Here is a 12,636-nt window from a genome sequence, read left to right as displayed (position 1 = left end):
CCTTATCTCATTTGAGCTGCTGTCTCGCCAATGATGCGAATGCCTTTACGTATATTCTCATCGCTGACTCTGGAGAAACCCAGACGCATCGTGTTTACACCCTGACCGGGTTCCAGATAAAAGGTATCCCCTGGTGTGAACGTTACACCTTTCACTTTACAGGCTTCCAGCAGTTCACGGGTTCTGTATTCGGACGGGAACTGCACGAACAGATGCAGACCACCCGCACCGGAAATTCGGCACATTGGCAGATACTGTTTCAGGCAACGCACAACCAATTCATATTTTCGCTTATATTCGGTGCGAGCTCGCTTCAAATATTTCTCGAAATTACCGTTGCTCAGATATTGATACAATAATGATTGGTCCAGCGTGGAGGTATGGATGCTGCGTGCCCGTTTCATACTCTCCAGATAATCAATCAGCGCCGCATCCGCAATAATCCAACCCACCCGCAGACCTGGGAACAGGACTTTGGAGAAGCTGCCCAGATACACCAGTCCATTGCCTTTGCCCATGCTGGCGATCAGGGGAGAGACATGCGAACCGGAATATCGCAATTCTTCGTTAAAACCGTCTTCAATAATCGGTACCTGATACTTGTTCATCAACCGGATGATCTCTACCCGTTTCGCAGGGGACGTCACAATCCCGGTTGGATTGTGATAGGATGGCACGAGATACGCCAGATCATATGGACTTGCCTCAAGTTCATGTTCCAGTTGCTTCAAGTCCAAACCATCCGGCTCCATGTTCACACCGGTCAGGTGGAACTGGTGCAACTTTAGATTTTTGATCGCCGTGTGGTGCGTTGGATTCTCGCAGAGCGCTTTTCCGCTTTTTTTGCGTAACACTCCAAGCACCAGATCGAATCCTTCCGTGAATCCGTTGGTGATCAGGATGTCCTTGCCACGGAGGTCAACACCTTTGTTCTCCATATAACGTAGTAAATAGTTCATCAGCGGTCTGTATCCTTGCGCATATCCGTAATTCAGCAGTACTTCGCCCTCAAGTGACATGCGATCCAGAAAAGCCCGTTTCACGTTGTGCAGATCAAACAGCTTTTCATCCGGCGCTATGCTGGTAAACGATATCTCACCGCGCTCTGCTCCGGAGCCATGCTTCATCAGATCGTACTGCTCTGCCTGAATTGCATACTCGCTTACCTCCGTCGTCCAGTCCAGTTCCCAGCTTGCTGCTGCCTCAGGTGTTTTGATGGAGGTACTGACGTAATTGCCCTTGCCTTTGACTGCATAGATCAGACCTTCATCTTCAAGCTCGGCATAAGCGAGCAGGACCGTGCTGCGACTAACCTTCATGAGTGTACTGAGTTCACGGGTCGAGGGCAGTTTTTGTTTAGCTTGCAGGCCGCCTTTGAGCATCAATCGCTTCATATAATCTTTGACTTGTATATATACAGGGCGGTCCTCCGTCAGTTGCAGATCGGAATACATCCCATCACTCCCTCTACTGGTATCTTGTCATATTATAAACCCCGCAGAAAGAACCACGATACCTCTGTTTCCCTGAGCGTGTGGTTGGTTGTTCGCACAAACGCAAAAAAGCCCTGGCAGTATGCCGGGGCCTGGTGGTGAAACTTGATCCATTTTCTATAGTACTGCTGCTATAATTTCTACAGTTGTATTGCATGACTAGTCTCTCTAGGATCGATAGCTATCTGACCTTCTACGTGTGTCTATTAACTTCAGTACGACTATAATTGCAGGCTTTCTAGGTGATACTTAAAATCTACAGTGAATCATGAATCTAGGTCTTTCTAGGTTTGCTTGCTGCAAGGGTCGATTAGATGATGAATCCACAATCTATAAGCTAGGGTTCTTGCTAACTGTACTCTTGTCGTGATCACGTAACAGAATTCAGCATGAAAAAGATATTCAATCATAGGGTACAATAGACGGAGGTAGATATAAAGACGTATGTCTCAGTGCCCAATTTCTTCCTCATACCCCTATAGTACCACTTTGAATCAGGGAAGTTAACCTTTTTTTTGAAATATTTGTCGTAATAGCGAAAATTGCGTGAATTGTACTTCATATAGATTGAAATGGTGTCCCTTTATAATATGTGATAGGATGAAAACCTATAGATAATGAGGAAGTGAGCCTATTGATTAATATTACCGTGCCAACACCGGATGTAACCATCACAAAGCAGGCTGATCCACAGCTTAGCCACATTTATGGATTTACTGATTTTCACCTGATTACCCGGGAACTAGGCGGGATTTTCATGTTTTACAATGCCGCTGGAGAGTTGTTATTTGTCGGGAAAGCACGAAAATTAAGACCACGTATCAAAAAGCATTTTGAAGACACAGTATCACCAATTAAGAATCACCGCGAAGAAGTAACGAAGATTGAAGTATGCCTGGTTGAAGATCCTGTAGATCGTGAAATTTACGAGACGTATATCATCAACACGATGCGTGCGAAATACAATGTAGATAAAGTCTTGTACAAATAAGACGCTTAAAAAGCACATGAACATGCAATGTCTGGGACATATGTCCTAAGTGTTGCGCCAGTGGGTAAGGATGTGATCGAAGGATTGCATCCGATTCCTTCTGGTGCTATCCCGATCTTTTTGAGGGAGTAGCTTGTAGAATTTGAAACGTAGTAAACCCAAGCTTAGTATCATAGATATACCAAATACATATGAAGAGGTGATTGTGTTGATCGGTCGTAGCGGTAACCCTACACTTAAAGACAGCACGTTTGAAAACAGAGGATATGGAGAAGATCGGTATCAGAATTACATGACAATCAACGGCACGGTGAACAAAGCGTTTATTACGCTTGTGATTCTGCTGGGCAGTGCGTTTGCAACATGGATGATGTTCTTTAACGGACAACAAGTGATGCCGCTCGCTTATGGTGGATTAATTGTTGGTTTCATTCTGGCACTTGTGATTTCGTTCAAACCCGTAGCGGCACCGTATCTCGTACCTGTCTATGCCGTGGCAGAAGGCCTGTTCCTGGGAGCACTCTCCGCAACCTATGAGTCACTGTATAACGGAATTACCTTGCAGGCGGCTCTGTTGACCATGGCTGTATTCATCGCTCTGCTGGTGGCATACAAAACCAGATTGATCAAAGCTACGGAGAACTTCAAGTTGGGCGTTGTTGCTGCAACTGGCGGCATCATGATCATGTATCTGTTGAGCTTTGTACTGGGTTTCTTCGGCATTTCAATTCCTTATCTGCATGATAACAGCTTGATTGGCATCGGTATTTCGGTCGTTATCGTCATTGTGGCTGCCCTCAATCTCGTCCTTGATTTCGACTTCATCGAGGGTGGTGCTGAACGTGGTGCGCCCAAGTATATGGAGTGGTACGGTGCATTTGGATTGATGGTAACGCTGGTATGGCTGTACATTGAGATCATCCGTCTGCTTGGCAAATTGCGGAGCCGGGACTAGTTTCATAAAATCCTTCTTCCTCTGACTCAGAATCGCATTCCCCAAAAAGTTGATGGGTGTAGAAATACGCCGTTGGCTTTTTGTTGTTGTCTATGAATGAGTCTAATACCAGATCGAAAGGAGTAGCCTCATGTTACTGGAAAATGAAGTGCACAGAAAATGCCTTCATTCCGATCGAGGCATCCACCACACTCATCTCGATTTTAGAAGAGAGTGAAACGTATGGGGTTGGCAAACTATGTTTAGAAGAGGAATTTGGCGGGGATAACGCTTCACAAGAGTCGTTCTTTGGTCATTTTAAGGATGTAATCTGCAGCATGCTGGACTAAGTCAAAGTATACATGACTTAGAACAACTACAGACACCGGTGGAACTTAAAAATGAATGATCTTTGTTAAATACGGAGATCATCTTCTAGAAGCCGTATAGATATTTTGTAAGAAATGTCCTTTACATAAGGTGTAGTTTATTTTCAAATTTATTATCTATCTTTAATAATTACCCAGCACTTAACCAAATAAAATAGTTCATTATCAAACTGCCAAATCCATTCAGATTCCTTCAGAATATTGCTTTGAGGTATATGATGTAAAATAGACTCAGATGTTACTCGTCCATTAATGACCAATCCCCCTTTTATTAATTCAATTTGACTTTGAATGTTTTCATCCATCATTAAAGCTGGATCGTTTATAACTTTGGTAAGAGGTAGAGGGGAGTTATCTATAGAACCCCACGCATATTGTTCTGAAGATATTATTCCTATACCACCTCGTTTAAGTAAATCCCAAACTTGCTTTACATGTCTGTCAGCGATTATATCTCCTAATTCTTTTGTCATAACTATCACTTTGTCGTTTGAAGAATGATCAGTTATCTTAGATATAGGAAGGATTAACTGACTAGAAACAGTCGAAGAAATAGCTAACGAATATTGAGTTTGAAATATTTTGATTGGACATAATTCAGCACTAAAAAGTTGTTGTAACAATTCCTTAACTGCAACAGAATTTTTGTCTAAGTCCTGAAGATCTAAAATGGAAATTTGCTCAGGATAACCTACTATATCCCTAGTAATTAAATTAACTTTACTTTGCAACTCCGTATCTACTCTATCCTTAGCCTTAATTAAGGTTGCAGAATCTACATCTAGTAAATCAGTTTGTTCATAGTTTTCAACGATTTCATTGAATGGAAGATCGTATAAATTTCCTGCACCAATTATTACGCTGTTATCAAAGTTTTCACCAAAAAACTCGGAAATGCCAATAATCTTTTTTAACTCATTTCGATGTGAGTCCCAAGTTGATGGAAGTTCGAATTGATTAATCTTATTAAAGAACTCTTGAATTATTGCAACATCTTTATTCATAATCAGTTTTGTCATCTCCAATATGTTTATTAACTGTTTACTGAACTTTGTGAAAAGCGATATAATACAATGATTCTTTTTGCAATTTGGAGATTGATTTTGATCATTATGGATAATATTTCTAAAATAAAATCTAACAACCTGCCTCCATATCATTAAAGTGGGCTGGTTGTTAGATTTTTTATATTTTTTGAATTCACCGAAAACATAAAACTATTTAAGTAAAGTAAATTAAAAAATATTAACCTCATTTATATCTGTATCAGATTTCTTACATATTAAACATGTCTAAAATCTCATTCTTAATTCGTTCATGTTCAAAAAGTTCTTCGTTCTCTCCTTCAACTGAAATTATATCAGATGTATTATTCTGTTCAGCGGAGAATGAATTTGGTGTTGAAATCTTATCATTTAAATCAAACACTCCATTTTCCCTATTAATAATACTATAATCTCCAAAAGTGTTTTTCTTTAACGCAATAATGTAAGTGTGCCCTTTCTGCATTTCAACGTAGCCATCACGTGTGATTTTTTGTTTGCCATCCAAACTTTGGACATAAGAGACGGGTTCAATAACTGTTAAAAACTCTTCGTTCCAGTCCCCCTTTAGAATATTCTCCACTCTCAGCTCTGTTTTAGTAGAAAAATCTTGAACTGCTCCGGTTAAATAAGTAGTAACATCATGTTCACGATCATCAAAATCTGCAACAGGACTCGCGATGACAACCAGTTCTGCTGAACTGACCAAACTATCTGCGTTATCATATGATATGTAGGTTGAATCTACATCCACTATTCCACTTTTATAGCTGTTAAATATGAAAAAGTAATAAGCAGCAAAAAGTCCAAGGACTATAGCAAAGCCTGTAATCCACTTTTTCTTATGATTTATCAACATTCTCAAAACCTCCAATTAAATTAGATGATTATTAAAATAAAGGTAATACTGATTTAATTTCCCCATTTACTCTTTAATTCAGCTTTATCATACGTTTGTGGTCCAAAAATAGTCTCTTGAGAATTAGACTTTGGTTTCATTATTGATTTAGAGGCATTGCTACCTGTTGTATGGGCCAAGCCAAGTGCGTGTCCGAATTCGTGCGATACAATTGACTTACGAAGGTCACTAGTATTCATTTTGCCGGCAGATATAGTGTTATGATAAAGCGATATTACAGAGTAATCCCAGTTAAATAGGTCAGGTGGTGCAATAATATTAGCAGGCCAAGATATCATATATGGCATTGCTTGACCCAGAGTCTCAGCGTCTGTAGTAGTTCCAACATAAACTTCATCCGTGCTATTCCCGGTTTTAACAGTAGTTTTACCTATATTAACCTTTGAGGATATCCCGTTCCAGCTTTGTCTACCTGCATCAACAGAGCCCGTATAACCGTATGAACTTACGGAAGAGTCATACCAGGCCGAGTACTTGCCCTCAAGCCTTTTTTTTGAGAAAACATCCGCCGATACAAAACTTGAAAACAATACTACTGAACTTAAAACAGTAAGGGCAACAGCAATTTTTTTTCTTTTCATAATTTTCTTCCTCTCAGTATATTCTATAATTCAAAAAAATCCCTAATTGCTCATGTCTTCAAAAGATAATGAGTATCTTTATTTCTTTGTTAAGAGAATTATTTGGCAGGCACGAATTGAAAATATAAACCACTCATATCTATATTAAAAAAAGAGAGCCTAATGTTACATATCAAAATCCCCTTTCAAAAAGATTAAATCAAAAATTCTAATTATATTTTTAATAACATACCCTGACTATTTCTTTAAAAATTCGGATACTTGAGATAACATATTTTGATTACAATAAATTAATATATCCCATTTAAGTTATAAAAATATATATTTTGATTTTATATTCTTTATAATACATATTTAACCAATGAATATCAATACTCTTTTATTTATTAATTTTAATAAGTTATAAATTAAGTCTAAAAAATAACCAGTGAATTAATATTTTAGCTTATATCGTTAAGTTGATTAGTAGAGCGAAATCTAAGATATCTTTCAAATTAAATTGATAGAAATTGAAACACAGGCGCAGTTTCGGTGTGAATATACGAATAAACGTCCTAAGGTAATGTAAAAGGAGATGGTTTTTACTATTCTCACCAAGTCAACTTCAAGATTTGGTATGTTCGTCTAAATAACAGCATAATTTTTTCATAAGAACATTTTTTAGCATTTTTTTTCGCTTGGTTTGCTCTTTACTTTTTTCTTGCCTGCACAAAAAAAACAAACGGCACAGGGTTTTTCCCATGCCGTTATACTTCAATTTTTTTATCCTGGTCTTATCTTTGAGCTTAAATTAATAACATTGGTTTATACCCTGCCTTCATAATAAAACTTGATACATTTCTTCAGTTGTGATGAAATCCGGCTGAGCAGGCAAATCTTCTCCTGCGGAACAAGCTGCCAACATATGTCCGTGATCAAGCCGTAGACTTAGGAATTGATAAGAAGTCGCTTCTGGCGAGTGCCAGTCTCCGTCCACATTACGAATTAGGGCGAAGGAGTCCAATGGTATGGACAACCCCATACCGACTGCCTTGATATAACTTTCCTTCAGCGTCCATAGACGGTAGAAGGTTTCCAGCCGACGATCGTCAGGCTCGGCAGCCAAGAACTGGCTTTCCTTAGGAGAGAAGAAACGCTCTGCAATCTGCATGTCAATTGGAGCTATCTTTTCCACATCCACGCCTAGTTCATCTGTACTGCCGGAGATCAGAGCAATCCAATCACCAGAATGGGAGACGTTGAATTGTACATCCGAATGGTGACTGAGCGAAGGTTTGCCGTAGGAATTACGGGTAAAAGAAAGCTCAGCAGGTCTCAGTCCAGTTAACTTGCTCAAAGTCACACGAGTCAATATCTCTCCCAGCACGGAGCGATACGCGTCAGCCTGACGCACAAAACGCGAAGCCTGAGCACGTCGCTCCGCAGAAACTTGCGATAGCAATTGGTTCCAGTTCGCCTCGGGCAATACTTCTGGAACTTGGAGTACACGAATAGTTATCATCATTAATCACCTGAATACGTATTCGGCGCAGTTCAGTAACTTTCCTTTATATGGAACGTCCCCTCAACTCTTCCTCCCAAATCATCACTATACGGATGCCCCTAACAAGCAAGCCGATTGTCTCGCTTTTCATGTTAAGGCCTCAGGTTTTGCATCTTCCTCTTCATGCTTCCTGTACTCGTTTCCATTCTGTATGCGCAGCCTGTATTCGCTCCCACATATCTTGGCATTCCAGTTCGCTGTAATTCACCAAGGGTTCATAGAATATTTCAGTTAATACGTTACGCCACTCGGTATAATTCCGGATCTCCTTTTTCCGGATTCCTTCCATATCATGTGTTCGAAGCATACATCCACGTAGTTCATGACTGCGGATCTCATTCCGCTGACGAAGCAAAAATACGTTATGCCAAGGTGATTCGACTGCCCGACTGTAGAATTCATGTTTGGGAATGAACTCTTCCAGGCTGGTAATTGCTTCAGGAGCATAGTCCACACCTTCACTTGGCCCATTCGGCTCGTACTCAAGCCGCCATCCCCCAGCCACAACAGATGATGGCATCAATTGGTACGTGAACGGAGCTGAACCATAGGTTCCATAACGAAGTGGCAGAGGTTCAAAGGGCATTCCGCCGAGACCTACATCTACAATCCAGCGTTCAACTGTCGGGTCAGCATCTGGCAGAAGCACAGATAGACCGAGATGGAATGAGTTCACACGGGGTTGTTCCCCATGAGGCTGTACTCCCCCGCGATGCCAATCAACCGTATAACCCAGCGAGCGGAGAAGAACACTAAATGCACCATTTAGATGAAAGCAGTAGCCGCTACGTCCCTGTAATATAAGCTGAATTGAATCTTGAAGACTGATTTCCGCAGGAAGACCTGCAAAAATATCGAGCGTTTGCCAGGATAAATATTGCACATGGGCTCGCTGGAGTTCAAATAAGAATTCCAGTGTAGGTTCCTTTATATCATCTATGCCGATCCGTTTCAGATAGGCCTGTATTTCAGCTGTATTCAATAGTTCAATCATTATTCAGATCACCTCACGTCATATAGTGGGCTGCAGGCGATGGTTATAAACTTCTGCTGCCCTGTGTTCATTGTAAAAGCGAACGGATGAAAACGACATCATCAGTTGTGCAGATTGTAACGGTACAATTATTGAACAAAGCCTTGAAATTCATCTCAAGAGATGGGCATGGTTCTGATTTCATTGAAATACAATATATGGATGAGCTATTTCTTTTTCCAGGGTATGCTAACCCTTTGGAGTGGATATAGGTTAGAATATAGATAGATAGCAGGATTAGGAGATGGAAAAATGGCTAATGATGAAGTGATTTTGACACAGGAAGGCTTGGAAAAGCTGGAGGACGAACTGAAGGATTTGAAGACGGTGAAGCGTAAGGAATTGGCAGCTCGTCTGAAACTCGCGATCAGTTACGGTGACCTGAAGGAAAATAGTGAGTATCATTCAGCCAAAGATGATCAGGCCTTTATGGAGACCCGGATTTTGATCTTGGAGAAGATGCTGACAAAAGCCAGAGTCATCTCTTCAGACAATATAGACTCCAACAAAGTGAGCATTGGATCCACGGTGTTGCTTAATGACATTGAGTTCGCCGAGAAGATTGAATATAAAGTGGTTGGCCCTGCCGAGGCCGATGTTGCGGATAATAAAATTTCGTACGAGAGCCCGCTGGGCAAGGAGATAATGGGCAAAGAAGTGGGCAGCGTCATTCATGTCAATGCTCCGATGGGCGTTATCAAGTACGAGTTACTTCAAATTAAAGTGTAATTCAAAAAGAGAGGTGCTTCGCAGTCATCCAAATGGCTGAGGGGACACCTCTTTTTGATTCTATTGGGCTTTAACGGTTGGGAATACGGATTTGTTGAAACTTCATACGGTTGGACTAACGGACTTTATCACATACTGTGTTTAAGGAACTTATGAGCTGAAGATTTCCGTATGTTTTATATGTAAAAAAATAACATTTCGACAAATTTCGAATTTCGAATGACCTGACAAGTTGAGTAGTATATAATTACGGGAAAACTTTAATGTGATGGAGTAGATACGATGAATTTTAGTAAGCCTAATCTAGATCAAGACAACGCTGGCAAAGGAGAACGTTTCTCCCAAGCTGGATTTATCCTGGCGGCCATTGGTAGTTCGGTTGGTCTGGGCAACATGTGGAAATTCCCATACATTACGGGTGAGAACGGAGGGGCTGCGTTTTTCCTGCTCTTCATCGTTTGTTTGCTGCTGATTGGTCTGCCAGTGCTCCTGGCTGAACTTGCGATTGGTCGCAGTGGCAGAGGTAGTGCAGCTACGGCTTTTATCAAAGCAGGTGGACATAAAGGTTGGCTCGCAGCCGGTTTGCTGCAAGTACTGACTCCTTTTATCATCCTCTCTTTTTATGTCATTATTGCAGGGTGGACCTTGCAATATGCAATTACGTCATTCAGTGGAACATTGTTTAACAATCCGGATTATGCCGGACAGTTCGACTCCTTCATAGGTGGCTATATGCCGATTGTATGGCAACTGGTCGCGGTCCTCATTACAGGCTGGATTGTAGCCAAAGGGGTATCTAACGGAATCGAGAAGTTTAACAAGGTACTGATTCCGGCGATGTTGGTACTGCTCATTATCCTGATGATTCGTGCAGTTACATTGCCGGGTGCGGGAGCTGGGGTATCCTTCTTCCTGAATCCGGACTTCTCACAGCTTACAACGGAATCCGCACTGGTAGCGCTTGGACATGCCTTCTTCTCCCTGTCACTGGGGATGGGTATTCTTGTAACCTACGGTTCGTATGTGGATAAAAATCAATCTCTCGGTGCGGCAACCGTCGCCGTTGGTGCAGGTGACCTGATCTATGCATTCATTGCGGGTCTAATCATCTTCCCAACAACATTCTCGTTTGGTATTGCACCGGACCAAGGACCTTCACTGATCTTTGTGGCACTTCCGGCGGCCTTCTCGGCGATGCCACTTGGTTTCTTGTTTGGTGGACTGTTCTTCATCCTGCTGGCTATTGCGGCATTAACGTCAGCAGTATCCTTGCTGGAAGTTCCGGTGAAATATTTCATGGAACGTTTGTCCTGGAGCCGCAGTCGTTCGGTGTGGGTTATCTCTCTAGCAGTCTTCATCGTAGGACTTCCTTCGGTATTGTCGCTCGGCTTGCTGCCTGAATGGACGATTGGATCGAAGAGTGTGTTCGACTGGATGGACTTTGTAGCATCCAACATCCTGCTGCCTGTAGGTGGACTGCTTGTAACGATTTTTGCCGGATACTTCTGGAAAACGGCTGCGGAAGCTTCCGGCCTGCGTTCCGGATGGTTCCGGGTGTGGCTGTTCATGCTGCGTTACGTGGCTCCGATCCTGGTTTTGCTGGTTCTACTGCACACATCCGGCATCATTCACTTCTAATGGTGAAGGCCCGATAGGGTTAAATATGGTCTGTTGTGCAGATTTACCATGGATAAAACCTCTTGGAAGAAATGCAAAAGCCCTTGTTTTCCCTCGTCAATTTTGGGACAATACGGAGTAGAGGTTTTTTAGGTAGGACCGATAAGCCATATGCTTTTTTGCGAAAAGAGGATTATACAATGAACAAATCATCCATATATGGATTAACATTAGAGCAATTACGTTCCTGGCTGCCGGAGCATGGGCAGAAAAAATCCCGTGCATCCCGGATCTGGGAATGGTTATATCAAGAGCGTGTACACGATTTTCCCGCGATGTCTGATGTCCGTCAAGAATGTCTGGATGTTCTTTCCGAGCATTTCACCATGAACTCGCTGAGCGAACATGTGAAGCAGGAATCGGCAGATGGTACCGTGAAGTTTCTGCTTCGGATGCAGGACGGCAACCTGATTGAGACGGTATTAATGCGACAGAAATACGGACTTACCGTCTGTGTAACCACACAAGTGGGTTGTAATATTGGCTGTAGCTTCTGTGCGAGCGGTCTGATCAAGAAGAGCCGTGACCTGACCGCTGGAGAGATTGTGGAACAGATTATGCATGTGCAGCGACATCTGGATGCAGCGGGTCAAGACGAGAGGGTAACTAACGTGGTTGTGATGGGGATTGGTGAACCATTCGACAACTTCCAGCACATGAGTGATTTCATCGAAGTCATCAAGGATCGCAAAGGACTGGCACTTGCCGCCAAACGGATTACTGTGTCCACGAGTGGCCTTCCGGACAAGATCAAGGAATTTGCAGACAGCAGTCTGCAGGTTAACTTAGCGATCTCTCTGCATGCACCTAATAATGAACTGCGTACACACATCATGAAGATCAACCGGGCTTTTCCGATTGAGCAATTGATGGATGCGGTGGATTATTATCTGGCTACAACGAACAAACGCATCATGTTTGAGTACATCCTGTTACGTGATGTTAACGATCAACGTGAGCATGCCGCGGAGCTCGCTGAACTGTTGTCCAGTCGCAGAAGTATGGTCAGTGTGAATCTGATCCCATACAACCCGGTGGATGAGCACAGTCAGTATCAACGGAGTACAGAAGAGTCGATTCTGGGCTTCTATGATACACTCAAAAAGAACAACATCAACTCCACTGTACGTATGGAACATGGTACCGATATCGATGCTGCCTGCGGACAGTTGCGCAGTAAACAAATGAAGAACAACGCTGTCGAATCCGAACCAGGCCGTCTGGCACTGGGATAAGATACAACGCGGAGCTGGCAAGTAAGTTAGGATACTTGGTTGTATAATTATTAGTGCCTGTACTTTGTA

12 protein-coding genes are annotated in these 12,636 nt (G+C 42.2%); 6 read left to right on the top strand and 6 right to left on the bottom strand.

Annotation, left to right across the window (positions count from 1 at the left end; genetic code table 11):
• Window positions 1-2 precede the first annotated feature (2 nt).
• Entirely contained in the window at window positions 3-1,454 is a 1,452-nt protein-coding gene (gene pdxR, locus C161_RS17550; RefSeq protein WP_036612272.1) for a MocR-like pyridoxine biosynthesis transcription factor PdxR, read from the bottom strand.
• A gap of 673 nt (window positions 1,455-2,127) precedes the next feature.
• Between pdxR and C161_RS17545 the strand changes: the two genes are divergently transcribed.
• From C161_RS17545 to C161_RS17535, 3 genes are all read left to right on the top strand, one after another.
• Window positions 2,128-2,484 (top strand): nucleotide excision repair endonuclease, encoded by a 357-nt coding sequence (locus tag C161_RS17545; RefSeq protein ID WP_036612270.1) that lies wholly within the window; start codon window positions 2,128-2,130, stop codon window positions 2,482-2,484.
• Window positions 2,485-2,692: 208 nt separating this feature from the next.
• A complete protein-coding gene (locus tag C161_RS17540; protein ID WP_036612268.1) occupies window positions 2,693-3,439 on the top strand; it encodes a Bax inhibitor-1/YccA family protein in 747 nt (248 codons plus the stop codon).
• Between the two features lie 92 nt (window positions 3,440-3,531).
• Window positions 3,532-3,768 (top strand): hypothetical protein, encoded by a 237-nt coding sequence (locus tag C161_RS17535; protein WP_235193848.1) that lies wholly within the window; start codon window positions 3,532-3,534, stop codon window positions 3,766-3,768.
• Between the two features lie 152 nt (window positions 3,769-3,920).
• On the opposite strand, the gene C161_RS17530 is transcribed toward C161_RS17535, so the two are convergent.
• From C161_RS17530 to C161_RS17510, 5 genes are all read right to left on the bottom strand, one after another.
• Entirely contained in the window at window positions 3,921-4,811 is an 891-nt protein-coding gene (locus C161_RS17530; RefSeq protein WP_036671719.1) for a hypothetical protein, read from the bottom strand.
• 271 nt (window positions 4,812-5,082) lie between these two features.
• Window positions 5,083-5,709, bottom strand: a complete 627-nt coding sequence (locus C161_RS17525; protein ID WP_036612263.1) for a hypothetical protein — start codon at window positions 5,707-5,709, stop codon at window positions 5,083-5,085.
• A 53-nt stretch (window positions 5,710-5,762) separates the two neighbouring features.
• Window positions 5,763-6,350, bottom strand: a complete 588-nt coding sequence (locus tag C161_RS17520; RefSeq protein ID WP_051447258.1) for a matrixin family metalloprotease — start codon at window positions 6,348-6,350, stop codon at window positions 5,763-5,765.
• Between the two features lie 817 nt (window positions 6,351-7,167).
• Window positions 7,168-7,854 (bottom strand): 4'-phosphopantetheinyl transferase family protein, encoded by a 687-nt coding sequence (locus C161_RS17515; protein ID WP_081745975.1) that lies wholly within the window; start codon window positions 7,852-7,854, stop codon window positions 7,168-7,170.
• A 160-nt stretch (window positions 7,855-8,014) separates the two neighbouring features.
• Window positions 8,015-8,884: an arylamine N-acetyltransferase family protein gene (locus tag C161_RS17510; protein ID WP_370739121.1), complete on the bottom strand. Its 870-nt coding sequence runs from the start codon at window positions 8,882-8,884 to the stop codon at window positions 8,015-8,017.
• A 294-nt stretch (window positions 8,885-9,178) separates the two neighbouring features.
• Between C161_RS17510 and greA the strand changes: the two genes are divergently transcribed.
• The 3 genes from greA to rlmN all read left to right on the top strand — a co-directional run bounded on the left by greA (window position 9,179) and on the right by rlmN (window position 12,567).
• Window positions 9,179-9,655: a transcription elongation factor GreA gene (gene greA / locus C161_RS17505; RefSeq protein WP_036612258.1), complete on the top strand. Its 477-nt coding sequence runs from the start codon at window positions 9,179-9,181 to the stop codon at window positions 9,653-9,655.
• Between the two features lie 282 nt (window positions 9,656-9,937).
• Window positions 9,938-11,293, top strand: coding sequence for a sodium-dependent transporter (locus C161_RS17500; RefSeq protein WP_036612255.1), 1,356 nt, complete (start codon window positions 9,938-9,940; stop codon window positions 11,291-11,293).
• 179 nt (window positions 11,294-11,472) lie between these two features.
• Window positions 11,473-12,567, top strand: coding sequence for a 23S rRNA (adenine(2503)-C(2))-methyltransferase RlmN (gene rlmN / locus C161_RS17495; RefSeq protein ID WP_036612252.1), 1,095 nt, complete (start codon window positions 11,473-11,475; stop codon window positions 12,565-12,567).
• Window positions 12,568-12,636: the final 69 nt, after the last annotated feature.

Source organism: Paenibacillus sp. FSL R5-192 (assembly GCF_000517845.1).
Taxonomy (GTDB): Bacteria; Bacillota; Bacilli; order Paenibacillales; family Paenibacillaceae; genus Paenibacillus; species Paenibacillus amylolyticus.
This window is presented reverse-complemented; position numbering and strand designations above follow the sequence as displayed.

Coding starts and splice junctions, on each gene's coding strand:
- greA (WP_036612258.1), top strand. CDS start 9,179: ATGGCTAATGATGAAGTGATTTTGACACAGGAAGGCTTGGAAAAGCTG.
- pdxR (WP_036612272.1), bottom strand. CDS start 1,454: ATGTATTCCGATCTGCAACTGACGGAGGACCGCCCTGTATATATACAA.
- rlmN (WP_036612252.1), top strand. CDS start 11,473: ATGAACAAATCATCCATATATGGATTAACATTAGAGCAATTACGTTCC.
- C161_RS17500 (WP_036612255.1), top strand. CDS start 9,938: ATGAATTTTAGTAAGCCTAATCTAGATCAAGACAACGCTGGCAAAGGA.
- C161_RS17525 (WP_036612263.1), bottom strand. CDS start 5,709: ATGTTGATAAATCATAAGAAAAAGTGGATTACAGGCTTTGCTATAGTC.
- C161_RS17535 (WP_235193848.1), top strand. CDS start 3,532: ATGAATGAGTCTAATACCAGATCGAAAGGAGTAGCCTCATGTTACTGG.
- C161_RS17520 (WP_051447258.1), bottom strand. CDS start 6,350: ATGAAAAGAAAAAAAATTGCTGTTGCCCTTACTGTTTTAAGTTCAGTA.
- C161_RS17530 (WP_036671719.1), bottom strand. CDS start 4,811: ATGAATAAAGATGTTGCAATAATTCAAGAGTTCTTTAATAAGATTAAT.
- C161_RS17515 (WP_081745975.1), bottom strand. CDS start 7,854: ATGATGATAACTATTCGTGTACTCCAAGTTCCAGAAGTATTGCCCGAG.